Here is a 24,912-nt window from a genome sequence, read left to right on the forward strand (position 1 = left end):
CTACGCGGTCTTGAACGACTTCCTCAGCAGCGCCGGATAGCGCAGGCCTTGCAGGCCGCCGCGCGCGACGTAGAAGCCGAGCAGCGCGATCCACAGCCCGGTATTGCCGAACGAGCTGAGCACCCACCAGGCGGCGAGGAAGATCGCAAGCGAGGCCAGCATCAGATTGCGCATCTCGCGCGCCCAGGTCGCGCCGACATAGATGCCGTCGAAACCGAACGCGAACACGCCGGGCAAGGGCGCCAGGATGACGAACACTAGGAACTCTCGTGCATAGCGGCGTACATCGTCGCTGGTCGTCATCAGATTGATCAGCGAGGGTCCGAACAGCGCGAACAGCGCCGAGACGACCAGCGCAAAGCCGACACCCCAGAGCAGCACCAGCCGGGTCGAATCGGCGAAGCCGCGCGCGTCGCGGGCGCCGAAGGCGCGGCCGCAGAGCTGTTGCGCGGCATTCGCGAGGCCGTCGAGGAAGAAGGCGCTGACCAGCAGGAAATTGTTCAGCACCGAATTCGCCGCCAGCGTGACGTCGCCCTCGCGCGCGCCTTTGGCGGTGAAGAACAGGAACACGACGATCAGCGCCGCGGTGCGCACCATGATGTCGCGGTTGACGGCCAGCATGCGCATCAGCTTGGCGCGGTCGAACAGCGTCGCCACGGGAACGGCGAAGCCGCCTTGCGAGATCCGCCACGCCACGACGATGCCGACGGCGAAGCCGGTCGTCTCGGCCAGCACGGCGGCGATCGCAGCCCCGGTGATGCCGGCGCCATAGGCCTGCACCAGCAGCACGGTTGCAATCATGTTGATCAGATTGATCACGATCTGCAGCGCCAGCGCCAGATTGGCGCGGGCCTGGCCGACCAGCCAGCCCAGGATGACGTAATTGGCGAGCGCCAGCGGCGCCGACCAGATCCGGATCATGAAATAGCTCTTGGCCGCGCGCGTGACGCCCTCGCTGCCGCCCATCAGCTGGAAAGTGATTGCGGCCAGCGGCACCTGCAGCGCGATCAGCGCAGCGCCGATCAGGCCGGCGACGATGAAGCCGCGTACCAGGATCGCGGCATATTCCTGCGGCTCGCCCGCTCCTTGAGCCTGCGCAGTGAAGGCCAGCGTCGACATGCGCAGGAAGGCGAACAGCCAGAACAGGCAGTCGAAGATCACCGAGGCCATCGCCACCCCGCCGAGCAGCGCGGCATCGTCGAGCCGGCCGATCGCCGTGGTCGAGACGATGCCGATCAGTGGCGTGGTCAGGTTCGCGACCATCGCGGGACCGGCGATGGCGAATACCTGGCGGGTGGTGATCTTCGGGTGGATGGGTGCGTGCATGGCTACAGTTGCGAGGAACAGGCGTTTCTATCGCGACATCCGTCGCGCGACCATGCCGGAATTGTTCTCAGAGCAATGCGGTGGCGGAAGGGCAGCCGACAAGGCATTACATGGTCAGAGCGTCACGACCATGCCGTCACTCGCCGCCGTGTAGGGCAGGCCGTCGACACGGCCGAGCATGTCGTCGCTCATATGAGTCAGCACCACGCGCTTGGCGTTGATGGCCGGCAAATGCGCTTCCAGCGTCTTCAGGCTGAGATGGTTCCTGACCATCCTGTCATAGGTATAGGCTTCGGCGATGAAGAGGTTGGCGTTTCGCGCAGCCGGGATCAGCGCGTCGGTCCACTCGGTGTCGGCGCTGTAGCTGAGGACGCGGCCTTCCGCCTCGACGCGGTAGGCGAGGAACGGCCCGCCGGATTCGCCATGCACCACAGGGTAGGGCGTCACGGCCACCTCGCCGAAGCTGCGCCGCGCCTGCGGTGCCAGCGTGACGACGGACAGCTCGAAGCGTTGTCTGGTCCTGGAGGAGTGCTCGAACATCACCTCCATCAACTCAGGCAGCTTCGTTTCGATGCCTTCGGGCCCCGCGATGACGAGCGGCCGGGTGCGGCGGGAGAATTGCGCGTCGAGCAGGAAGAACGGCAGGCCGGCGAAATGATCGCCGTGGAAATGCGTGATCAGGATCAAATCGATCGCGTTGCGATCGATCCTGAGCCGTTTCAGTGCCGGCAGCGAGGACGCGCCGCAGTCGATCAGGAAATTGACGCGCGCGCCACTGACGTGGAAGCACGTGTTGAAGCGGCCCCCGGAGCCGAATGCATCGCCGCAGCCGACAAATTGCAATTGCATCGGCTGCGGGCTTTCCTTGCGATCAGCGGCCGCGCGGCGCGCCGAACAGCCGCGACAGCAGCCAGATCGGGATCACGATCACGGCGCCGAGCAGGAAGTAGCGCCACGCCCAGTTGATTGCGTCGAAGCCGAAATCCCAGAGGCTCTGGAACAGCCGGCGGATGCTGTACAGAATGTTCCACGGATCGAGGCCGATCGCGGCGAGCACGACGCCGACCAGGATCGAGAGCAGGATCAGCCGGAACGCCACCGAGAGCGGCGATCCACCGAGAAAGCGGTACAGGCCGTCGCTCTGGCCACCGGCCGGCAAGTCCCGGATGTTGTCTGGCATCTTTCTCTCCTGGCGGAATCGCCCGCATTATAGGTCACGGCGCAGCACATGGGAAATCCGTCTGCCGCGATCAATGGCTGCCATGCGGCTTGCGGGTTTAACTTCCTGTCATGGAGATTAACATCCGTTCAAGTGTCTCCAGCCGGTCGGCCTCGCGCGGCGGCTTGTCCCAGCGCAGGCGGCTGATCCGCGGAAAGCGCATCGCGACGCCGGATTTGTGACGCGGCGAGCGCTGCAGACCCTCGAAGGCGACCTCCAGCACCAGCCCCTGATCTGGCTCGTGCACGACATGTCGCACCGGACCGAACTTCTCGGTGGTGTTGCGGCGGACGAAGCGATCGATCTGCAGCAGCTCCTCATCGGTGAAGCCGAAATAGGCCTTGCCGACCGGCACCAGTTCGTCGCCGGCTTCACTATGGGTCCAGACCCCGAACGTGTAGTCGGAGTAATAGGACGAGCGCTTGCCGTGGCCGCGCTGGGCATACATCAGCACCGCGTCGATGATGTGCGGATCGCGCTTCCATTTCCACCACGGGCCCTTCGGCCGCCCGGGCAGATAGGGCGCGTCGCGCCGCTTCAGCATCACGCCTTCGACCGCGTCGGCGTCGTTGCCGGCGCCCGCGCTTTTCGGATCGGCGCGTGCCGCGGCGAGGTCTTCCCAGTTCGCGAACGGGACCATTGGAGAAAGGTCAATCCGCGGATCGTCCAGTCTGGCGACGAAGGCTTCGAGATGCGCACGGCGTTCGGTGAACGGCAGCTCGCGCAAATCGTTCGCGTCATCACCGAGCAGGTCATAGGCGCGCAAGTGGATCGGAAATTCCTTGATCAGCTTCGGCGAGACCACCTTGCGGTTCAGCCGCTGTTGCAAGACGTTGAAGGTCTGCACGCGGCCCTCGCGCAGCACCAGCAATTCGCCGTCGATCGCGCCGGGCAGATGCAGCGACGGCACGAGGTCGGGGAAGCTGCCGGTGATGTCCTCGCCGGTGCGCGAATAGAGCCGCGCCTGGATGTGCCCGCGCGCGTCGTGGCCGGCCACAGCCTGCACACGGATGCCGTCCCACTTCCATTCCGCGCTGAAATCGGCGGCGTCGAGATTGGCGAAATCGCCATCCTCGATCGCATGCGCCAGCATGACCGGACGGAACGGTGTCGGATCACTGTTGACCGGCTTGTCGCCGCGGCCTTCGAGCCAGGCGAACAGGTCGAGATAAGGCGGCGACAGGCCGGGCCACATCAGCTCGATCTCGTGCGCGTCCTTGTCGCCGAGCGCCGCCGCCGCGGTCTTCGCCAGCCGCGCCGAGATCCCGATCCGCATCGCGCCGGTGACGAGTTTCAGCAGCGCCCAGCGTCCGGTCTCGTCGAGTTCGTCCAGCCAGCGCGCCAGCTGCGCCGGCAACTCGGCCTTGCCGAGCGTGCGCAACGTGGTGACGACGTCGGTGAGCGTCGGCGGGGGCGGGTTGTTGTGGCCCGGCAGCTCGGCCTTCGGCCACATCAGCGCGACGGTTTCGGAGAGATCGCCGACGTAATCATAGGAATAGCCGAACAGCGCCGGGTCGGCGCGTTCGGTGATCAGGTCGCGGATCAAGCCGGGCTTGGCGTGCTTGAACGACAGCGCACCGGTCAGTGCCGCCAGCGCGTAGCCGCGGTCGGGATCCTCAGTCTCGCCGAAATAGGCGACCAGCAACTTGATCTTGTTGTTGCGGCCCGGCTCATAGGCGAGGCGATCGAGCAGCTCGGCAAAGCGGTTCATGCTTTTGTCTCGCCTTCGGGCTGGGCCTCGACTTCGCCAGTGATCGCCGCCGTCTCGCCCTCGTCCTCGTCGCCATAGCCGACCAGATCGAGCGGCCGCGCGGCAAGGCCTCGGGTTTTGCACCAATGCACCAGCGCGTCCTCCTGGCCGTGGGTGACCCAGATCTCGCCTGCGCCGGTGGCGGTGATCGTCGCGGTCAGCCCGTCCCAGTCGGCATGATCCGAGATCACCAGCGGCAGCTCGATGCCGCCCTGCCGCGCGCGGGCGCGCACCCGCATCCAGCCCGTTGCAAAAGCCGTGACCGGATCGGGGAAGCGCCGCGTCCAGACATCTGAAGTCGCGCTCGGCGGTGCCAGCGTGATGGTGCCGGCGAGCTCGGCCTTCTTCATGCCGCGCACCGGCCGGAGCTCGCCGAGCGGAATGCCGCGCTCCTGATAGTAATTGGTGATCTTCTCCATTGCGCCGTGCAGATAGATCGGCGCGTCGTAACCGGCCTCGCGCAGCAGCGCGATCACGCGCTGCGCCTTGCCGAGCGAATAGGCGCCGACCAGATGGGCGCGCTCCGGAAACAGTTTTGCGGACGCCAGCAACTTGTTCACTTCGCCTGCGGCATCGCCATGGCGGAACACCGGCAGGCCGAAGGTCGCCTCCGTGATGAAGACATCGCAGGGCACTAGCTCGAACGGCGCGCAGGTCGGGTCGCGCGCGTCCTTGTAGTCGCCGGAGGCGACGATGCGGGTGTCCTTGCAGGTGACCGATATCTGGGCGGAGCCCAGCACGTGCCCGGCGGGATGAAACGTGACCGCGACGTCGCCGAGCCTGATCTCCTCGCCATAAGTGATAGCCTGCACTGAGTCGGCGAAATTCTCGCCGTAGCGCAGCCGCATCATGTCGAGGGTTTCCTGGGTCGCGAGCACGGCGCCATGGCCCGCCCGCGCATGGTCGGAATGGCCATGCGTGATCAGGGCACGCTCGACCGGCCTGACAGGATCGATGTGGAAGCCCCCGGGCTTGCAGCAAAGCCCGGCCGGGACGGGCATCAGAATGTCTTGCGGGCGCATCGGTCCTATATAGGCGCTCTCCCCGCGATGTTTAGCCGTCATGCGCGGGCTTGACCCGGGCATCCATCTCCGGAAAAAGTCCGTGCTTTGATGGATGGCCTAGTCGGCCAAGATCGGTTCCATAAAGAAAATGGCCCCCCGCCTGTTTCTATCCTCCGGCGACCTCGTTGCCGACCGCCGCTACGAGTTCGCGCGCGACCTGCAATTGAAGGGTGATCTGCCGGCCGCCGCCGAGTTGCTCGAACAGGCGATCGAGCTGGTGCCAAAATTCCCGTCGGCCTGGTACACGCTGGGCAAGCTGCGCCTCGAGCTCCGCCAGCGCGAGGCCGCGATCGCGGCCTTCCGCGCCGCGCGCGACGCCGATCCCGAAGACCGCCATGGCGCCGGTCTGCATCTGATGCAGCTCGGCGTCGAGGCCGTCGGCGCGATGCCGCCGGGCTACGTGCAGACGCTGTTCGATCAATATGCGCCGCGCTTCGAGGCCGCGCTGGTCGGCGATCTCGGCTATCGCGGTCCCGCGCTGCTGTTCAAGGCGGTGCTGTCGGTGCGTGCCTCCGCGAAGAAGCCGGCCTTCTTCAAGCGAGCGATCGATCTCGGCTGCGGCACCGGCCTTGCGGCCGCTGCATTCGCCAAGCACGTCGACCGTTTCATCGGCATCGACCTGTCGCCGCGCATGATCGACAAGGCGCGCGCCACCAGGCTCTATGCCGAGCTCGAGGTCGACGACATGCTGAAGGGCATTTCGGGCAAGCCGGACGCCAGCGCCGAATTGATCCTCGCGGCGGATGCGATGGTCTATGTCGCCGATCTCGCGCCCGTGCTCACGGAAGCCGCGCGCGTGCTGGTGCGCGGCGGCGTGCTCGCCTTCACCACGGAAACCCATGACGGAGAGGGAGTCATCCTCGGCGAAGGACTGCGCTACGCGCACAGTGCAGCCTACGTGCGCGCCTCCGTCGCCACCGCCGGGCTGACGCTGGCGCTGCTCGATGATCTCTCGGCGCGCAATGAGGACAACATCCCGGCGCCGGGGCTCGTGGCTGTCGCTATTAAGCCGTGATGCGTCTTCCCTTCTCCCCTTGTGGGAGAAGGTGGTGCGGATGCAATCCGCGCCGGATGAGGGGTCTCTATCCGCGGAGACAGACCCCTCACCCGGCTTCGATGCTTCCGCATCGAAGCCACTCTCTCCCACAGGGGGAGAGGGGGCATGGTCATGCGCGTCGTTCCCAACTTGAGTCTACACGCTACGCATTTGCCGTGACGCGGCATTGCGCCGCAAAGCCGTGACTTCGCGCTTGCCCGGCGCAGGGCGGGATGCGAGAGCTTTCGCCTCAGGGAGAGAAACAATGAAGAAACATACGCGGCGCGAGTTTGGCGCCACCGCATTGTCCGTGATCGCAGCGTCCGTGCTGCCCGCGCCGTTCGTCCGGGCCGCCGACAAGAAGTACGATCCGGGTGCCAGCGACACCGAGATCAAGCTCGGCCAGACCGTGCCGCATTCCGGCCCCGGCTCGCTCTATGGCGTGCTCGGCCGCGTCGGCGAAGCATACTTTCAGATGCTGAACGACAAGGGCGGCATCAACGGCCGCAAGGTGAAATTCCTCACCATGGACGACGCCTACAGCGCGCCGAAATGCGTCGAGGCGACGCGCCGCCTGGTCGAGCAGGAGGAGGTGCTGGCGCTCTATGGCTCGCTCGGCACCGCGCCGCAAACCGCCGTGCACAAATACCTCAACTCCAAGGGCGTGCCGCAGTTGTTGCTCAACACCGGCGCCTCGAAATGGAACGATCCGAAGACCTACAAATGGACCATGGCGGGCCTGCCGCTCTATCCGACCGAAGCCCGCATCCTCGCCAAGCACGTCGTCAGCGTGAAGCCGAACGCCAGGATCGGCATCCTCTACCAGAACGACGATTTCGGCCGCGACTTCCTCGGCCCGTTCAAGAAGGTGCTGACTGACGCGGGCGGCAAGGCACAGGTGATCATGGAGCAGACCTACGATCTCACCGATCCGACAGTCGATTCCCAGCTGATCAATCTGTCGAAGTCGGGCGCCGACGTGTTCTACAACATCACGACAGGCAAGGCGACGTCGCAGTCGATCCGCAAGGTGGCCGAACTCGGCTGGAAGCCGCTGCAGCTGCTATCGGCAGGATCGACCGGTCGCTCGATCCTGAGCGCCGCGGGACTCGAGAACGCCAAGGACATCGTCGCGATCCGCTACAACAAGGAAGTCGGCGTGCCGCGCTATGAAAAGGACGCGGACGTGGCCGCGTTCGAGGAGCTGCGCAAGAAGTATTTGCCGAATATCGACCCCGACAACACCATCGCCTTTGCCGGCTACGGCCAGGCGGCGACGATGGGCGAAATCCTGCGCCGCTGCGGCGACGACCTGACCCGCGCCAACGTGCTGAAGCACGCCACCACGCTGGCCGGCTTCCACTCGCCCTATTTCCTCGACGGCATCAATTACAGCTACACGCCCGACGACTACACCCCGATGAAGACACTCTATGTCTCGATCTTCAACGGCAAGGACTGGGATCTGGCCGGCGAGCCGATGACGGAGTAGGGGAAGCTCTCTCTCTTCTCCCTCTCCCCGTTCTTACGGGGAGAGGGTTGGGGTGAGGGGCTCTCTCCGCGAGTGAGCCGCGTGGATGGACCTGTACCCCCTCACCCGGATCGCGTCTGGCGATGCGATCCGACCTCTCCCCGCAGGCGGGGCGAGGTGACTCGGCCCGCAGAGTCGCTGCCACCTGCTGCCATCCCCGCCCCGCCCTCGACGAAACCCGCTGAACCACCTACCTCTTGGGCGTGTCGACGCTCGATCTCTTTTCCGTCCCGCCGTCGGAAACGGCCGATCTCCTGCCGCGCCGGTTTCGCGACTGGTTCGCTTCGCGCGGCTGGTCGCCGCGCGAGCACCAGCTCGCGCTGCTGGCCAAGGCCCGCGAGGAACGTTCCGCATTGCTGATTGCGCCGACAGGTGCAGGCAAGACCCTGGCCGGGTTCCTGCCGACGCTGGTGGAATTGGCGGGCGAACCGGGCGGTAGCAAACCGCTCCGGCAAGCGAGTGAGGCGGCTGTCGCAGTCGATCCGAGGCCAAAAGTCATCTCCACCGGCCGCTCGGTTCGCCGTTCCAGCGGGTTGCATACGCTCTACATCTCGCCGTTGAAGGCCCTCGCGGTCGACATTGCGCGCAACCTGGAGACGCCGGTTGCCGGGATGGGGCTGCCGATCAGGATCGAGACCCGTACCGGCGACACGCCGGTGTCGCGACGGCAGCGGCAGCGGCGCTATCCGCCGGATATTCTGCTCACCACGCCGGAACAGCTGGCGCTGCTGCTGGCATCGGACGACGCGCCCTATCTGTTCTCGTCGCTGAAGCGCATCGTGCTGGACGAGCTGCATGCCCTCGTCACCTCCAAGCGGGGCGATCTGCTGTCGCTCGGGCTTGCGCGGCTCTGGACCGTCGCGCCGCAGGCGCGCGCCATCGGGCTCTCGGCAACGGTCGCCGAACCCGGGCAGCTCGCGCGTTTCCTGGTGCCGCAGCCGGGCGGCGCGAGCGCGTCCGCCGACGTCGTCACGGCCGGTGGCGCGGCGCCGCCGGTGGTTGAGATGCTCGATACGCGGGAACGGCTGCCGTGGGCCGGCCACAGCGCGCGCCACGCGCTGCCCGAGGTCTATGAGCTAATCAAGCGCAACAAGACCACGCTGGTGTTCGTCAACACCCGCAGCCAGGCCGAGATGCTGTTCCAGGATCTCTGGCGCATGAACGACGACGGGCTCGCGATCGCGCTGCATCACGGCTCGCTCGACGTCGCGCAGCGCCGCAAGGTCGAGGATGCGATGGCCGCCGGCCGACTGCGCGGCGTGGTCTGCACCTCCTCGCTGGATCTCGGCGTCGACTGGGGCGATGTCGACCTCGTCATCAACATCGGCGCGCCCAAAGGCTCGTCGCGACTGATGCAGCGGATCGGCCGCGCCAACCACCGCTTCGACGAGGCCTCGCGCGCCGTGTTGGTGCCGGCCAACCGCTTCGAGGTGCTGGAATGCCGTGTCGCAATCGACGCCATCGCCGAGAATGCGCAGGACACGCCGCCGCTGCGCTCGGGCGCGCTCGACGTGCTGGCCCAGCACGTGCTCGGCTGCGCCTGCGGCAAGCCGTTCCTGTCCGACGAGCTCTACGATGAGGTGAGGACCGCGGCGCCCTATGCGGCACTGGCGCGGACCGATTTCGACGATGTCGTCGACTTCGTCGCGACCGGCGGCTACGCGCTGAAGACCTATGAGCGTTTTGCGCGGATCAAGCAGGACAAGCAGGGCCGTTGGCGCGTCAGCAATCCCAAGGTGCGGCAGAGCTACCGCCTCAACGTCGGCACCATCGTGGAAGACACCATGCTGAAGGTGCGGCTGGTGCGCTCACGCGCCGGTGGTCGCGGCTCGACCGGCGCGATCGCCCGCGGCGGCCGGATGCTCGGCGAGATCGAGGAGGCTTTCATCGAGGGCTTGGTGCCCGGCGACACTTTTGTCTTTGGCGGCGAGGTGGTGCGCTACGAGGCCTTGGTCGAGGACCAGGTCTATGTCTCCCGCGCCAATGACAAGGATGCAAAAGTGCCGTCCTATATGGGCGGCAAGTTCCCGCTGTCGACCTATCTCGCCGAACGCGTGCGGAAACTGCTCGACAACAGCCGGGCCTGGAACGGATTGCCGGACCAGGTGCACGACTGGCTGTCGCTGCAGCGAAAATTCTCGCGGGTACCTGCGGTGCGCGAACTCTTGGTGGAAACCTTTCCGCGCGGCGGCAGTCACTATCTGGTCTGCTATCCCTTCGAGGGCCGGCTTGCGCATCAGACGCTCGGCATGCTGCTGACGCGCCGGCTGGAGCGTGCCCGCGCCCGTCCGCTCGGCTTCGTCGCCAATGAATATGCGCTCGCGGTCTGGGGCGTCGGCGATCTCTCCTTCATGATCCGGCACGGCAAGCTCGATCTCAACGCGTTGTTCGACCCCGACATGCTCGGCGACGATCTCGAAGCATGGCTTGCGGAATCCGCGCTGATGAAGCGCACCTTCCGCAACTGCGCCATCATCTCCGGGCTGATCGCGCGCCGCTTCACCGACGAGGAGAAGTCGCGCCGGCAGGTGCTGTTCTCGACCGATCTGATCTACGACGTGCTGCGCAAGCACCAGGCCGACCACGTGCTGCTGCGCGCCGCGCGCGGCGATGCCGCCACGGGATTGCTTGATCTCCGCCGTCTCAGCGACATGCTTTCGCGCATCCACGGCCGAATCACCCACAAGGATCTCGACCACGTTTCTCCGCTTGCCGTCCCCGCGCTGCTGGAAATCGGCCGCGAGTCAGTTTATGGCGAGGCATCCGACGAGCTTCTGGCCGAAGCGGCCGAGGAACTCGTGCGGGAGGCGACGACGTAATATTGGCTGTGTGGGGAACTGGACGTGACGGCAGGCGCGCTAGCTTTGCGAGACGGTGACGACATGCGCGTTGCGAGGGTCACGGTGGCGAACGTCGGCTTCGTGGCGGATTTCTCCGGCGCGCTGTTCTGGGAAGAGCAGAGCCTGCTCGTGGTGTCCGACCTGCATCTCGAAAAGGGCTCGAGCTTCGCTGCCCGCGGCGTGCTGCTGCCGCCCTACGACACGGTGGCGACGTTGAGCCGGCTCGCAGCTGTGATCGCGCGGCACGATCCGCGGCAGGTGATCGCGCTCGGCGACAGCTTTCACGATCGCGACGCGCATGCGCGCCTGTCGGAGCCGGATCGCGAGGCGCTGGCGGCGCTGCAGACGCGGCGCAACTGGATCTGGATCGCGGGCAACCACGATCCGGCGCTGCCGCGCAATCTCGGCGGCGTCGTCGCGACCGAGGTCGCGATCGGTCCGATCGTGTTCCGCCATGAGCCGACCGGCGCTGCCGGCGAGATCGCCGGTCACCTTCACCCCAAGGCACGGGTGCCGACCCGCGGCCGCTCCATCGAGCGGCGTTGTTTCGCCTCCGACGGCGAGCGCGCGGTGATGCCGGCGTTCGGCGCCTACACCGGGGGCCTCAGCATCCGCGACGCGGCGTTTGCGCGGATCTTCGGATCGCCCGGCTTCATGGCGCATGTGCTCGGAGACCATCGCGTCCACGCCTTCGCGGCGTCGCGGTGTTATTGAGCTCTCTCCGTCATTCCGGGGCGTGCGCAGCACGAACCCGGAATCCATTCATCAATCAATGATGCGGCTCGATGGATTCCGGGTTCTCGCTTCGCGAGCCCCGGAATGACGGATCGGTGAGTTCACGCCGCCTTCGCCTGCACGCTCTCGCAATATTCCGCCAGCCGATCCGCAAGCCGCAGCGTTGCGGGGCTGGCTTCGGGGGCAGCGACGAGGGCGACTTCAGTGCGCTCGATCGGGGCAAAGCCGTCCTCGGCCGTCAGCACGCGATGCTCGGCCTGGATCGACATCTCGGACAGGATGCTCAAGCCCAGGCCCGCGGCGACCGCGGCCTGGATGCCGGCGAGGCTGGAGGAGGTGTAGGCCATGTGCCAGTTGCGGCCCGCGCGCTCCAGAGCATGAATGGCGAAGGCGCGGTAGAGGCAGCCCGAGCCGAAGCCGATCAGCGGCACCGAGCCGGTCGCGGTGTCGCGTGGATGGCTCTTGCTGGTGACCCAATGCACGCGTTCCGGCCACACCGCGATGCCGCCTTTCTCGCTGGCAGAGCGCTTGATCAGCGCGAGATCGAGATCGCCGCGCTCGAGATCGCGGTACAGGGACAGGCTCTGGCCGGAGCGCACATCGAGCCGCAGATTCGGATGGCTGCGCGAGAAGGTCGCCAGCAACCTCGTCAGCCGGTAGGCGGCAAAATCCTCGGTGATGCCGATCCGGATCGCGCCTGCGCTGCCGGGGCGTGAGAGCACGTCGCGGGCTTCTTCCGCAAGTGACAGCAGCCGCCGCGCATAGGTCAAAAGCCGCTCGCCCGCTTCCGTCGGGGTGACGTCCTTGCCGCTGCGGATCAGCAGCGGCTGGCCGACATCCTCCTCCAGGCGCTTGATCTGCTGGCTTACCGTCGATTGCGTGCGGTGGACGCGCTCTCCGGCGCGGGTGAAGCCGCCGGCATCGACAACCGAGACGAAACTGCGCAAGAGCTCCAGGTCGAGCATCGCAGCCTCCATTCATAAATCCACTGCAATCCAGTCTATCATTTAATTTCCAAATATCAAGGCGCGAGCCTAGATCGGGGCGAGGCGAAAATCGCCAGGAGCAATGCCCATGTCCGCCGCAACCTCGATGTCCGTCCCCCGTACCCGCTTCAACACCCTGCCGCTGCTGATCGCCTTGTTCTGCCTGCTCTGGAGCTACGCCTTCGTCGCCGGCAAGATCGGCGTCACCGATTGCCCGCCGCTGATCCTGCTCGCCACGCGATTCTCGCTCGCAGGCGTCCTGATCCTCGGCATCTCCTGGCTGCGCAGTGACAAATGGGACCTCAGCTGGCGCGATGCGGCAGTGTTCGCCGTGATTGGCGTCGCCAACAACGCGCTCTATCTCGGGCTCGGCTATACCGGCCTGAAGACGGTGTCGGCCGGCCTCGGCGCGCTGATCGTCTCGGCCAATCCGGTCTTCACCGCTATGCTGGCGGCGTTGTTCCTCGGCGAGACCATGACGTTGCGCAAGGTGATTGGTCTCGTGCTCGGCATCGCCGGTGTCGCCTTCATCGTCTGGCATCGCCTCAAGATCGGCACCGACAGCCCGCACGGCATACTCTTCACATTGGCCTCGCTCGCCTCGATCGTTGCCGGCACCATCCTGTTCAAGCTGCTGGCGCCGAAGGGCAGCCTGTGGATCGGCAACGGCATCCAGAACATCGCCGGCGGCCTTGCGGTGATGCCGTTCGCCTTCACGCTCTCCAGCGCCAGTGACATTGTGCCGAGCATGCGGCTCGCCGGCGCCTTTGCCTTCCTCGTGCTCGGCGGTTCGATCCTCGCTTATCTGCTCTGGTTTCATCTCCTGAAAGTGTGTGGCGCGACCGCCGCGAGCGCCTATCACTTCCTGATGCCGCCGCTCGGCATGCTGTTCGCCTACCTCGTGCTCGGCGAGCATGTCGAATTTCGCGATCTGCTCGGGATCGTTCCCGTCGCGCTCGGCATTTACCTGGTGACTCGCCCGGCAGCGCCAGCTACGGCGAGAGCAGCATGAGCATGCATCGCTGACGGCAGCCATGTGGCCGCCGTCAGCGAACTGCCGCCCGCGTCGCGACCGTGGGCGCGCCGCGGGTTTCATTTTAGGAACCCTGCCAGTGTCCTCGCCGTTGTAGCGACGGTCGGATTAGGACATGGCACGGCAGAGGAAAATCTCGCGAGAGCAGGACAATTCCCGCAGCGCGTCGACCGGCAAGCCGCGGCGCGAGCCGTTCAGCTTCAAGCGCGTTGCGAAGTCGCTCGGCCCCGGCCTGATCACCGGCGCCTCCGACGACGATCCGTCGGGTATCGGCACCTACAGCCAGGCCGGCGCGCAACTCGGCTACGGTATCGGCTGGACCATGCTGCTGACCTTCCCGCTGATGACCGCGATCCAGGAGATCTCCGCGCGGGTTGGACGCGTCACCGGCCATGGTATCGCGGGCAACGTCTGCAAGCACTATCCGGGCTGGCTGCTGATCATCGTGGTGACGCTGCTGTTCATCGCCAACACCGTCAACATCGCCGCCGACCTGTCGGCCATGGCGGACGCGACCAGGCTCCTGATCGGCGGTCCGGCCATCCTCTACGTCGTGCTGTTCGGGGTGACCTCGGTCGCCGCTCAGATCTTCATGAACTACCACCGCTATGTCGCCGTTCTGAAATGGCTGACACTCAGCCTGTTCGCCTATGTCGCGGCACTCGGCTTTGCCAAAGTGTCATGGACAGAGGCGCTGGCCGGCGTGTTCGTTCCGCGCCTGACCTGGAGCTCCGATTATTTCACCACCATCGTGGCGATCTTCGGCACGACCATCTCGCCCTATCTGTTCTTCTGGCAGGCCTCGCAGGAGGCGGAGGAGCAGCGGGTCGACGCCACCAAGCATCCGTTGATCAACAAGCATGACGGCGCGCGGAAGGAGTTTTCCCGCATCCGTGCCGACACCATCACCGGCATGGCGTTTTCCAACGTGATCGCGCTATCGATCATCGTCACCGCTGCCGCGACGCTGCATACCGCCGGCAAGACCGATATCCAGACCTCGGCGCAGGCCGCCGAAGCGTTGCGCCCGATTGCCGGGCCCTTTGCCGAGGTGATCTTCGCGCTCGGCATCGTCGGCACCGGCCTGTTGGCGATCCCGGTGCTTGCGGGAGCGACCGCCTACGCGGTCGGCGAGAGCCGGCGATGGCCGGTCGGGCTGGCGCGTAAGCCGAAGGAGGCGGTTGCATTCTATTCGGTGCTGGGACTGTCGGGTGGCATCGGCATCGCACTGAATTTCACCCCAATCGATCCGATCTCGGCGCTGTACTGGAGCGCGGTGGTCAACGGCGTGCTCGCCGTGCCCGTGATGGTGCTGCTGATGGTCATGGCGCGTCACAGGGAGGTGATGGGCCGTTTCGTGATCGGCGGGTGGCTCTACTCGCTCGGCTGGCTCTCGACCGGCGCGATGGCGCTCAGCGTGATCGCGATGGCGGTCGGGATGCTTGTCTGATCCTCGTTTGACCCTTGCGATCAGAACAGCGAGCTATCGATCTTCGTCGTCGACTTGACCTTGCGCAGGATGATGGTCGTGCGATAGCTCGCGATATCGGTGTCCGGATGCATCAGGCGGTCGAGGACGAACGATTGATAGCTTGCGAGATCTGAGGACACGACGCGCAGCGCGTAATCCCAGTCGCCGGCAATCATGCAGCACTCCACGACCTCCGGAAGGTTGATGACCTTCTTCTCGAAACGCGCGAAGGATTCCCTGTTCTGCTGCTTGAGGCGGAGTTCGACGATCACGTCGAAGCCAAGTCCAATTCGCGCAGGGTCCACCAAAGCCACATAGGAATTGATGACGCCGGTCTCTTCCAGGGTCCGGACGCGCCGCATGCAGGGGGCAGACGAGAGGCCGATCCGTTCGGCCAGCTCGAGATTGGTGATGCGCCCCTCGACCTGCAGCACGTCGAGGATCTTCCGGTCCATCTCGTCGATCACGATCGCGGTTCCCATTTCTTTCGCATTTTCCATCTTTTGCGCAATTGATCGCAGAAGATGGGATCAAAAGCATCTCAAATCGCAATGTCCTTGCTGTGTCGCGCGCATAAGATGCGCTGCGAAGGTCTCTCATCTGGGCGATCGAGCAGCAGGGGAACGGGCATGGCTGGAAACGACGACAAATCCTTTTGGGATCGTGCGCGGCGTCACCTCATCCGCTATGGCGGGACGTTCGCTCCCGTCATTATCGAGCGCGCCGCCGGCTCTTTCGTCTATGACGCCGACGGCCGCGCCATCCTGGATTTCACGTCCGGGCAGATGAGTGCCGTGCTTGGCCACGGCCACCCGGAGATCGTCAAGACCATCGGGGAGTATGCCGAACGGCTCGACCATCTGTTCAGCGGAATGCTGACGCGCCCGGTCGTCGCGCTCGCCGAACAGCTCGCGGAGCTTTTGCCGCCGGGGCTCGATCGCGTCATGCTGCTGAGCACGGGGGCCGAGTCGAACGAGGCGGCCATCAAGATGGCCAAGCTCGCCAGCGGCGGCTTCGAGACCATCGCGTTCGCGCAGTCCTGGCACGGCATGACGTCGGGTGCGGCCGGGACGACCTATTCGGCCGGCCGCAAGGGCCATGGTCCCGCGCCGGTCGGCTCGCTCGCGATCCCGACGCCGAGCCTCTATCGCCCCCGCTTCGGCCATGCGGCCGATTGGCGGGCCGAGCTGGACTACGCCTTCGATCTCGTCGACCGCCAATCGACCGGCTCGCTCGCCTGCATGATCGCCGAGCCGATCCTGAGCTCCGGCGGGCTGATCGACCTGCCGGAGGGCTATCTCGCCGCGTTGAAGGAGCTGTGTCGCGCGCGCGGCATGCTGCTGATCGTCGACGAGGCGCAGACCGGCCTCGGGCGAACCGGCGCCATGTTCGCGTTCGAGCGCGATCGTGTCGTGCCTGACATCCTGACCCTGTCGAAGACGCTCGGCGCCGGCCTGCCTCTGGCCGCGGTCGTCACGTCAGCGGAAATCGAGGAGCGCTGTCACGAACGCGGCTTCCTGTTCTACACGACGCATGTGTCGGACCCGATGCCGGCCGCGGTCGGGCTGAAGGTGATCGAGATCATCCTTCGCGACCGACTGGTCGAGCGCGCCGGGATCGCCGGCGCGCGGCTGAGGGACGGGCTCCTCGCGCTTCAGAACCGGTTCGAATGCATCGGTGACGTGCGCGGCAGGGGGCTTATGCAGGGCATCGAGATCGTGCGCGACCGCTTCAGCAAGGAGCCCGACGAAGCGCTGGGCACCCGTGTATCGCAGCGCTGCCTGGCGCTAGGACTGAGCACCAACATCGTGCAATTGCCAGGCATGGGCAGCGTGTTCCGCATCGCTCCGCCGCTCACGATCAGCGACGACGAGATCGATCTTGGTCTCTCGATCCTGAGCGATGCGTTCGAGAGCGCGTTGCAGCAGAGGCGTGACTGATCAATCCTTGCGGAACACGATCGACGCCATCCAGCCGGTCATCAGCGCCATGAACGCGGTGACGAGGCCGTAGACCAGGCCGTTCTGCCGCGCTGTGGTGGCGACGAACTGCTCGAAGCCGACCTTGACGATCTCGAAGGCGGTCTCGGTCTTGGTCACCAGCGCGCCGTCGGAGAACAGCTTGATCTCGACATTGTAGGTGCCGATCGGCACCTCCGCCGGCAGCGGAATGCCGGTGCGAAATAAAGTGGGCGTCAGGAACGTCACCGCCGAGGTCGCCTCGCGGTACAGCCCGTGTTCGGAGCGCAGGCGGACGAAAGCGCTGCGGAACGGATCGTTCGGGACCACGTCGGCGAAGTCGGGCCCGACCCGCTGCATCAAGAGCACGTTGTTGAGCCCGAGCTGCTGCCGCCGCTGCACCTCCGGTGAGGCGATCTCGTCGAACGGGCGGTTGGAGAACAGCGCGAGATAGCCTGGCACTTGCAGGAACTGCCTGGAGTCGGTGTTGATCCAGATGCCGAATTTGCGCTCCTTGCGCCGCGTCACCATGTCGGCGCGCGGGCCGGACACCGTGACGACGAGGTCGTAATTGTTGCGATTGGACGGCGTCTTGTCGTCCTTCTCGACCGAGCCGAACAGCACGAGCTCGCCGCCGGAATAATTCGGCGTCACCGTGACCCGGTGGTTGGAGACCGACACGATCAGCCGCTCGGCACGCGCCGGGACCGCCGCCAGGCTGGCGGCGAGAAGGCCCACGATGGCAAGCGGCGCGCGCGACCTCATGGCGGGGCTCCGCCGGTTTCGCGGATGCTGAACAGGTCCTGCGGCCGGATCACCAGCTCGACGGCAAAGCGGATGCCGACCGCGAGCACAAGCAGGCCGAGCAACAGGCGCAGATGCTCGCCGCGGATCTTCTGGCCGGCGCGGGCGCCGAACTGCGCGCCGGTGACGCCGCCGATCATCAGGATCAGCGCCAGCACGGCGTCGACCAGATGGTTGGTCACCGCGTGCAGCATGGTGGCGAACACCATGGTGACGAGGGTCAGCACCATCGAGGTGCCGATCACGGTCGAGGTCGGCACCCGCAGCACATAAATCATCAGCGGCACCAGGATGAAGCCGCCGCCGATGCCCATCACCGCGCCAATGAAGCCGATCACGAGCCCGACCACGACGACCGGGATGACCGAGAGGTAGATCTTGGAGCGCTTGAAGCGCAGCTTCAGGGGCAGGCCGTGGATCCAGCCATGGCTGCCCGGCTTGCGCAGCGTGACCGCCCCGCCGCGCCGGGACCGCAGCATCGCGCGCAGGCCTTCCCAGAACATCAGGCCGCCGACCGTGGTCAGCAGGATGACGTAGGACAGCGCGATCATCAGGTCGAGCTGGCCGAGCGAGCGCAGGAAGGTGAAGGTCCACACCCCGAGCGTGGTGCCGAGCGTGCCGCCGACCAGAAGCACCGCCGCCAGCAGCGGGTCGATCGCGCGTCTTCGCCAATAGGAGATCGCGCCGGAGAACGAGGAGGCCGCGATGTGGCTCGCAACCGAGGCGACCGCGACCGCAGGCGCGATGCCGACGAAGATCAAGAGCGGGGTCATCAGGAAGCCGCCGCCGATCCCGAACATGCCGGAGACGAATCCAACCGCCGCGCCCATCGCCAGGATGAGGAAGACATTGACCGGAATGTCGGCGATCGGGAGATAGAGCTGCACGCGCGTCGCTTCTTGTCGGTTCGCCGCATGCTGGGGCGCAAGGCCGCATCACGGCGTGATGTCGTTCGGTTCGGGCATTCTCCGGCTGAACGAATCCGGTCGGCGCGCAAGAAGCAGGCGAACGCGGGTCGATTGCCGCGTTCTTGCATAACCGAATTCGGTGGGGGGAGGGACTAAAGAATCCGCTCCGGGTGGCATTTTTCGCCGCACGTGGCCGCTCGGCTGCCGACGTGGTTGATAATTCAGATTAATGACGCCGGTGGCTCAGGGCCGATCGACCGGCTTGGTGATCAGGTTCAGCGCGAGCGCTTCCTTCGGGCTCAGCCAGCGGATGTCCGAGGTCTGCGACATCGCCTCCACGATCCCGGAGGAGACGCCCATCTTGGTCATGTAGCCCAGCACCATGCCCTGGATGCGTTGCGCCTCGGCGAGGGGATCGCTGACCGGTGCGCTGGTCGTGAAGCGATGCACGCCGAGCCGCGAGCCCGCGATGCCATAGCGGGTCTGGCCGCCGGCAAAGACCAGCACGCAGGCGCTGGCGCAGGCCGTCGGACGGAGCTTGGCCGATGCGTCTGCGGTGGCGACGGCAGTGACCAGCCCATGGGAGCGGATGACCTCGCCCATGATCGCCGCCTGATTCAGCGCGCCGCCCTGCGACGACAGCAGCACGGCGTCGCCAGCTGCGAGACGCGCCTCGCTCAGCCGGTCGCGGAACCAGCTCGCGCTGGCCGAGCCGATCTTGCCGCTGATCGCGAGCGCACGCCGGCCGCGGCCCGTCCCATCGATGTCGACATCGGGAATCACCGCCGAATTCATGCTCGCCGCGATGTAGGTCTCGCGCCAGAAGTCCCAGGCGCCCGGCCTCGACAGGTCGCGATAGGCCTGGATGGCGACGCTCGACAACAGCAGCACGAAGATGATGACGGACCAGAGCGAGAACCGGAACGCGCGCGGCGGCGGTGCCACGTTCCGTTGCGGCGGAGGAGGGGGAGATGGAGCCTTGGGAGGCACGGCGAACGGAGACGGCGTCTGGCGCGGCGGCGCGACGCGGGGCCCGGTCGGCGACGAACGATGGCCTGTTCCATCATCCTGACGATCGTCGACAGACAAGCCTGACCTCCGGAACGCGCGCGCAATCGGCGCAGCACTGTGCGCCTGTCTACACGGCGGAAGCGCGGAGGGATAGGACAGCGGCGCCGTCAAGGCGCCGCAGCGGCTTGGTCTTTAGTGCGCCGGGGCGGCCAGCGCCGCGGTGCGCTTCGAAGCCGGTCGGACCGACTTCGCAGCGGCGGGCTGCACGGGCGCGCCGTCCCAGCCGCCGGCCGGGGCCGGGACGTTGACCGCATCGCTCGGCTGCGGCTCGGGAGTAAAGGTCTGGATCGCAAGCTTCGCTGCGGCCAGTGACTGCGGGTCGAGCCGCTTGGCGATATCGTCGCGCTTGTGGCCGGCGTCGGCGTCGCCCTGCGCGGCGGCGAGGCTGAACCATTTGAAGGACTCGGCGAGGTTCTGTTCGACCCCGATGCCGCGGGCATAGAGGATGCCGAGGTTGACCTGGCTGTCGGCAACGCCGCGATCGGCCGCCTTGCGGAACCATTGCGCGGCGCTCTTGTAATCGGCGCCCTTGCCGCCGCCGTCGGCGTCGAGCACAGCCAGGTTATGCATCGCCTTGGCGTTGCCGCGCTCGGCTGCTTGCACGTAGTAGCGCCGTGCCGTATCGAAGTCGCGCTTCAGGCTGAGGCCCTTCTCGTAGAAGGTGCCGAGCCGGAACATCGCGGGCACCACGCCGGCCTGTGCCGCACGGCCATACCATTTGGCGGCTTCGTCGACATTGGCGGGCACGCCCTTGCCTTCGGCAAAGCGGACGCCGACCTCATAGGCCGCGGCCGCATCGCCCTTGATCGCCGCCGTCCGTAGCGCCGGACCGCCGATCGCGTCGGGCAGCTTCTCGCCCGCCGGGATCTGGATCGTGGCGAGCTTGCCGCCGAGCGGCGGCGCGGTCGGAATCGTGCCGGTGATATCGCTGGCGGCGGCGAGCGGTGCCGCAGCCGGCTCAGGCGCCGCGGCGGGCGCGGGAGCCTGAGGGATCGTTACCTGCGCGCTGTCGAGCGTGTTCGGCGCCGGCGTGTTGTTGGACTGGCGGCCGAGCGGGGTCGGCGAGGTCATCGACGGCCCGGGCACGGACGGCGCCGCCGGTGCGGGCGCGGCGGAATTCTCGGCAGGCGGTTGCGCCGGGGGCACGGCCGGCTCGCTGTGCTCGATCGCCGGCATCGGCGGCGCCGAGCCGGCGTCGAGCAGGTTCATCGCCATCTTGACGGTCGAGAGCAGGATCACGACCACGCTCGCGCCGACCAGCAGCGAGCGGATCTTGGAGGTGATGGTCGACGGCTGGGCTTCGGGTGCGCCGGTCGCTGGCGCGCCGGCCTTGCCGGCCGCGGCCTTCGCAGCCTTGTCGGCCTTCTCCTTGGCCTTGGCGGCAGCCTTGCTTGCAGCCCGCGCGGCCTTCTCGTTGACAGGTTGCGCTGCGGCGGCCTGCGCGGCGCGGCGCGCGGCGGCGATGAAGCTCGAGGTCGAGACCGGCTCCTTTTTGCCGGCGGGAAGATCACTGATGGCGCGCTCGGAATCCGCGATCCGCTCCGATGGCGACGCCACGCGGCCCGAGGGGCGCGTGCCCGGCTCGAGTGGATGATCCGGCGGCAGTTCCGGGGCGATCGCAGCGCGCGCGGAGGCGGCATGCGGCTCGAGGATCTCGCTGATCGCACGCGGCGGCAGCGGCGGCGGCGCGGTCTCGGCCGGCTGCGCGGCATGGAATTCGCGCGGCGCTGACATGAAGTGCTCCTGCGCCAGCGCAGGATTGGGCAATTCGGGCCGGTACGATTCGGACAGGTACGATTCAGGTTTCGGCTGCGGCGCCGCCGCGTGCGGCATCTCGATCCGCGGTGCTTCCATCCGCTGTTCGGCCAATGCAGGGGCCACAGGAGCCGGCGGCGGCGCGCTGCGGACCGTGCGCAGATCGTTCTCGATCATCGCCAGCCGGTCGACGACATGGCCGAGCGTGTTGTGAACGGTCTCGAGCGAGTCCTGGGTGCGGCGATCGGTCTCCGACTGGCTGAAGCGGATGTCGGACAGTTCGCGCTTCACCAGGTCGACGATGCCGCTGTCCATCATCGGCTGCGGCGAAGCGCTGCTGACGGTGTTGCGGGTGGCGTCGGCGAGCGAGGCGAGATGGGCGTGCTGCGCCTCGAGGTGCCGCATGATGTCATGCAGTCCTTCCTCGACCCGGCCGAGATTGCCGGAGCGCTGGTCGGCGGACTCCAGCCGCTCGAGCAGATAGGAGACCCGCTGCTCGAGATGGGTGAACGCCGACGAGCTGTCGTTGCCGACCTGCAGCCGATCGATCCGCTCCGACAGCGAGCGCAGCGCGCCCTCGATGGCGTCGGTATTTTCGTAGCCGGCGGGCCGCTCGCGGGTTTCCAGCGTCGAGGCTAATGCGGCGATGCGCTGCTCGATCCCGGCGAAGGCATCGACATGGGACTCGGCGCGCGACATCTGCGACAGCTGGTCGACTTTCGCGGCCAGCGCATGCACGTCCCCGGAGAGCTGCAGCAGCGCGTCGTTGGAGGCGACATTGGAGACGATGGCGCGCAGCGCGGCGATCGCGCTCTCGAGCTGATGCACCGTCGAGGGATCGTCGTTGGCGCGCAGGATCATGTCGAGCTTGGCGCCGAGATTGCGGATCGCCTCGTCGTAACCGGTGAGCTGCTCGGCGGGCGTCAGCGTGCGCAGCGCCTCGCGGATTTCCGACAGCGCACGTTCGATGCCGGTAATCACCTGGGCTTGGCCTTGGCCGTTGCCGCTGTCCTGGCGGATCTCGTCGATCCGGTGATGCAGCGAGCGGATCTCGTTCTCGATCGATTCGATCGCGCGGCGCGGCATCGCCTCGGTGATCGCCTGGCGGATTTCGGCAAGCTCGCCGCGGAAAGCCGCGATCGATTGCTCGATATGGTCGGGCCGCTGCAATGCCTCGATCTGGCTTGTGATCTTGAGCAGGTGACGCTCGAGCGAGGAGAAGTCGGGGCCAGCCGGCGGCGGCGCATAGGCGGCCATCGGCGGCGCCGATTGCTGCATCGGCGGCGCGCTGCGCGGCGGCATCTGGCGTGAGGGGGGGCCGTCGAGCTCGTTCTGGCGCGCGGCGATCTCCGCGATCGCGGAATCGAACGAGGCCGGGCTCAGTGGCGGCGACGGACGGTAGACCTGGGCTGCGGCGCGCTCGACCGCTTCCGCCTGGCGCAGCCTTTCCTCCAGTTGCCGGTCCTGCATCTGCGGCTCCCGCTGCATCTGCGCTTCACGTATCGGCTGGGGCTGCGGCTCGCGCGCCTGCTGCGGCCGCGAAATCTGCGACAGCCGCGCATCGAGGCGCGAGATCGCGTCGTTCAGCTGCCGTGCGACGGCGGGCTGGCCGCGCGGTACTTCGGCGCGCACGGCTTCGGCGCGCGACAATGGTTTTGCAATCTGTTCGATCTGGCGGGTGATCGCATCGAGCCGCTGATGGATGTCCGCGACCTCGCGGCTTTCCCGGCTCGGCATCGGCTGCCGTTGCTCCATACGCCAATCCGGCGGGCTCGGCTCGCCGACGGTGGAATTGAGCCAGTCGTTCAGCGACATGCCGGCGCGGCGCGCAGCCGCCTCGGCCCTGTCGCGGACGGAGGGATCGATGCCGTCAACACTCCACGATACGCGCGAATTCATGATTCCGTCCGGTCCCGACTCCGGCGCCATACTCTGCGCCCGCAGCCTCCCCGCGCATTCCCGTTAAGAGACAATCGAATTCTGCGCTGGTCGTCTGCTTCAGCTGCTGACTTTTTCCCGTCACGGTAAATAACGGGTTAAGGAATGCGGCCGGCGGGCCTTAAAGTTAGGGAATCCGGGAACCTGTTGCGCCGGATCAGGACACGCCCATCGCTTTCCGGCAAAGCGGATTCCGCGACGCGTGTCGGCACGCGCAAGGCAATGACGCGAGATTTGTTTCTAGCCGTTGCCTTCGCGCTTGCCGTCGTCGAGCGGCAGCACGTTGCTGCGGCCGGACATCGCCGACAGCGCGTCGAGCGCCTCCTCGCACCACTCCACCACCATGCGCTCATGGCGCATGCCGAGACGCAGACTGAGCATCTTGCCGACATCGGCCGGTGGCGCGGTGCCGTCGGGGAATCTTTTGTTGAGCAGGCGCTCATAGCGCTCATAGCGGTCGCGATGATGCTCCAGCCGTGCCATCAGGTCGGTGCGCAGCGGCTCGATGTCGACACAGTCGAGCGCATAGAGCCGGACCAGCAGGTCGTCCTTGATCGAGGGCGGCACGCTCGGCCGCGCCGCCCAATGCTTCAGCGCCGCGCGGCCCTCGGTCGTCAGGGTGTAGACCAGCTTGTTCGGCTTGCCGGATTGCACCACCTCGCGGCCCTGGACATGGCCCTTGTCGCGCAGCCGGGAGAGCTCGCGGTAGATCTGCTGATGGTCGGCCTTCCAGAAGAAGCCGATCGAGGCGTCAAACGTCTTGGCGAGCTCATAGCCCGTCATCGGACGTTCCGTGAGGCAGGCGAGGATTGCGTCACCGAGTGCCAACGCCCACCTCCATCTCAGTTCCTAAGAAGGCCATTCTGAAGTTCGCTTGACTTTATGCGTTACTGTGCATATGCGTCAATATGCATATGGTGATCGGCGTGCGGCCTTGTTGGCGCGGCCGATGTTCAGGCTTCTTACAACCCCTGCCGCAGGAGACGTCCGAATGAGCAAGCCGGGCCTCGACAAGTGGTACGCCTACATGAAATCCCACGACACCGCCGCTTTGTGGGATCTGCTGCATCCCGACGCGGTGTTCGAAAGCCCGGTCGTGCACACGCCGCAGCGCGGCCGCGACATCACCTTCAAGTACCTGACCAGCGCCGCCAAGGTGCTTGGCGGCCCGACCTTCAAATATCTCGGCGAGTGGCAAAGCGACACCGGCGCGGTGCTCGAGTTCGAGAACGAGATCGACGGCATCAAGCTCAACGGCGTCGACATCATCACGTTCGACGGTGACGGTCGGATCACGCACTTCAAGGTGATGGTGCGCCCGCTCAAGGCGATCAACTTGCTGCATCGGATGATGGGCGAGGAGTTGATGAAGCAGAGCGGCGCAACGTCGCAATCACAGTCTCGCTAGGACCTGCCGCGGACCTTCCGAACCGGATAAGGTCCGCTCCAACAAACCCAAGGACAAGCTGCGCAGCACAGGTCGCACA

General features: G+C 66.3%; 20 protein-coding genes. 8 read left to right on the forward strand and 12 right to left on the reverse strand.

What is annotated here, in order from left to right:
- The 5 genes from ACVISU_RS25255 to ACVISU_RS25275 all read right to left on the reverse strand — a co-directional run bounded on the left by ACVISU_RS25255 (nt 1) and on the right by ACVISU_RS25275 (nt 5,317).
- Entirely contained in the window at nt 1-1,326 is a 1,326-nt protein-coding gene (locus ACVISU_RS25255) for an MATE family efflux transporter (RefSeq protein ID WP_050406294.1), read from the reverse strand.
- Between the two features lie 114 nt (nt 1,327-1,440).
- A complete protein-coding gene (locus ACVISU_RS25260) occupies nt 1,441-2,175 on the reverse strand; it encodes an MBL fold metallo-hydrolase (protein WP_050406295.1) in 735 nt (244 codons plus the stop codon).
- Nucleotides 2,176-2,197: 22 nt separating this feature from the next.
- Nucleotides 2,198-2,506, reverse strand: a complete 309-nt coding sequence (locus ACVISU_RS25265; protein ID WP_050406296.1) for a DUF6460 domain-containing protein — start codon at nt 2,504-2,506, stop codon at nt 2,198-2,200.
- A gap of 97 nt (nt 2,507-2,603) precedes the next feature.
- Nucleotides 2,604-4,256 carry a cisplatin damage response ATP-dependent DNA ligase gene (locus ACVISU_RS25270; RefSeq protein WP_456708701.1) on the reverse strand — a complete coding sequence of 551 codons (1,653 nt, stop codon included), beginning with the start codon at nt 4,254-4,256 and terminating at the stop codon, nt 2,604-2,606.
- Nucleotides 4,253-5,317 carry a ligase-associated DNA damage response exonuclease gene (locus tag ACVISU_RS25275; RefSeq protein WP_456710894.1) on the reverse strand — a complete coding sequence of 355 codons (1,065 nt, stop codon included), beginning with the start codon at nt 5,315-5,317 and terminating at the stop codon, nt 4,253-4,255. Before ACVISU_RS25275 ends, ACVISU_RS25270 begins: the two co-directional genes overlap by 4 nt.
- A 130-nt stretch (nt 5,318-5,447) precedes the next feature.
- On the opposite strand from ACVISU_RS25275, the gene ACVISU_RS25280 reads away from it, so the two are divergent.
- The 4 genes from ACVISU_RS25280 (at nt 5,448) to pdeM (ending at nt 11,480) form a co-directional block, all read left to right on the forward strand.
- The gene (locus ACVISU_RS25280) at nt 5,448-6,374 is read left to right on the forward strand and encodes a methyltransferase domain-containing protein (RefSeq protein WP_050406299.1); all 927 of its coding nucleotides are present in this window, start codon (nt 5,448-5,450) and stop codon (nt 6,372-6,374) included.
- A 286-nt stretch (nt 6,375-6,660) separates the two neighbouring features.
- Nucleotides 6,661-7,887, forward strand: coding sequence for an ABC transporter substrate-binding protein (locus ACVISU_RS25285; protein ID WP_050406300.1), 1,227 nt, complete (start codon nt 6,661-6,663; stop codon nt 7,885-7,887).
- Nucleotides 7,888-8,129: 242 nt separating this feature from the next.
- On the forward strand, nt 8,130-10,745 hold the full coding sequence (locus ACVISU_RS25290) for a ligase-associated DNA damage response DEXH box helicase (protein WP_456710895.1): 2,616 nt from the start codon (nt 8,130-8,132) through the stop codon (nt 10,743-10,745).
- 63 nt (nt 10,746-10,808) lie between these two features.
- Nucleotides 10,809-11,480, forward strand: coding sequence for a ligase-associated DNA damage response endonuclease PdeM (pdeM, locus tag ACVISU_RS25295; protein WP_456708702.1), 672 nt, complete (start codon nt 10,809-10,811; stop codon nt 11,478-11,480).
- A gap of 122 nt (nt 11,481-11,602) precedes the next feature.
- On the opposite strand, the gene ACVISU_RS25300 is transcribed toward pdeM, so the two are convergent.
- A complete protein-coding gene (locus tag ACVISU_RS25300; protein ID WP_456708703.1) occupies nt 11,603-12,466 on the reverse strand; it encodes a LysR family transcriptional regulator in 864 nt (287 codons plus the stop codon).
- A 109-nt stretch (nt 12,467-12,575) separates the two neighbouring features.
- On the opposite strand from ACVISU_RS25300, the gene ACVISU_RS25305 reads away from it, so the two are divergent.
- Both ACVISU_RS25305 and ACVISU_RS25310 read left to right on the forward strand, forming a co-directional pair.
- On the forward strand, nt 12,576-13,499 hold the full coding sequence (locus ACVISU_RS25305) for a DMT family transporter (protein WP_456708704.1): 924 nt from the start codon (nt 12,576-12,578) through the stop codon (nt 13,497-13,499).
- 136 nt (nt 13,500-13,635) lie between these two features.
- On the forward strand, nt 13,636-14,970 hold the full coding sequence (locus tag ACVISU_RS25310) for an NRAMP family divalent metal transporter (RefSeq protein WP_456708705.1): 1,335 nt from the start codon (nt 13,636-13,638) through the stop codon (nt 14,968-14,970).
- A 20-nt stretch (nt 14,971-14,990) separates the two neighbouring features.
- Here the strand turns inward: ACVISU_RS25310 and ACVISU_RS25315 are convergent, their stop codons facing one another.
- The gene (locus tag ACVISU_RS25315) at nt 14,991-15,473 is read right to left on the reverse strand and encodes an Lrp/AsnC family transcriptional regulator (RefSeq protein ID WP_456708706.1); all 483 of its coding nucleotides are present in this window, start codon (nt 15,471-15,473) and stop codon (nt 14,991-14,993) included.
- A 147-nt stretch (nt 15,474-15,620) separates the two neighbouring features.
- Here ACVISU_RS25315 and ACVISU_RS25320 point away from each other — a divergent pair, with 147 nt between their 5' ends.
- On the forward strand, nt 15,621-16,931 hold the full coding sequence (locus ACVISU_RS25320; RefSeq protein WP_456708707.1) for an aspartate aminotransferase family protein: 1,311 nt from the start codon (nt 15,621-15,623) through the stop codon (nt 16,929-16,931).
- Here the strand turns inward: ACVISU_RS25320 and ACVISU_RS25325 are convergent, their stop codons facing one another.
- The 5 genes from ACVISU_RS25325 to ACVISU_RS25345 form a co-directional block, all read right to left on the reverse strand.
- Entirely contained in the window at nt 16,932-17,714 is a 783-nt protein-coding gene (locus tag ACVISU_RS25325; RefSeq protein ID WP_456708708.1) for a TIGR02186 family protein, read from the reverse strand. It abuts the gene before it with no gap.
- Nucleotides 17,711-18,640 carry a sulfite exporter TauE/SafE family protein gene (locus ACVISU_RS25330; protein WP_050406307.1) on the reverse strand — a complete coding sequence of 310 codons (930 nt, stop codon included), beginning with the start codon at nt 18,638-18,640 and terminating at the stop codon, nt 17,711-17,713. The genes ACVISU_RS25325 and ACVISU_RS25330 overlap by 4 nt, the downstream gene beginning before the upstream one ends.
- A gap of 264 nt (nt 18,641-18,904) precedes the next feature.
- Nucleotides 18,905-19,750, reverse strand: a complete 846-nt coding sequence (locus tag ACVISU_RS25335; RefSeq protein WP_456708709.1) for a hypothetical protein — start codon at nt 19,748-19,750, stop codon at nt 18,905-18,907.
- A 114-nt stretch (nt 19,751-19,864) separates the two neighbouring features.
- A complete protein-coding gene (locus ACVISU_RS25340; RefSeq protein ID WP_456708710.1) occupies nt 19,865-23,386 on the reverse strand; it encodes a hypothetical protein in 3,522 nt (1,173 codons plus the stop codon).
- Nucleotides 23,387-23,665: 279 nt separating this feature from the next.
- Nucleotides 23,666-24,253 (reverse strand): PadR family transcriptional regulator, encoded by a 588-nt coding sequence (locus tag ACVISU_RS25345; RefSeq protein ID WP_050406309.1) that lies wholly within the window; start codon nt 24,251-24,253, stop codon nt 23,666-23,668.
- A gap of 163 nt (nt 24,254-24,416) precedes the next feature.
- Between ACVISU_RS25345 and ACVISU_RS25350 the strand changes: the two genes are divergently transcribed.
- The gene (locus ACVISU_RS25350; protein WP_050406310.1) at nt 24,417-24,833 is read left to right on the forward strand and encodes a nuclear transport factor 2 family protein; all 417 of its coding nucleotides are present in this window, start codon (nt 24,417-24,419) and stop codon (nt 24,831-24,833) included.
- The last annotated feature ends 79 nt before the right edge of the window (nt 24,834-24,912 follow it).

Source organism: Bradyrhizobium sp. USDA 4452 (genome assembly GCF_054063575.1).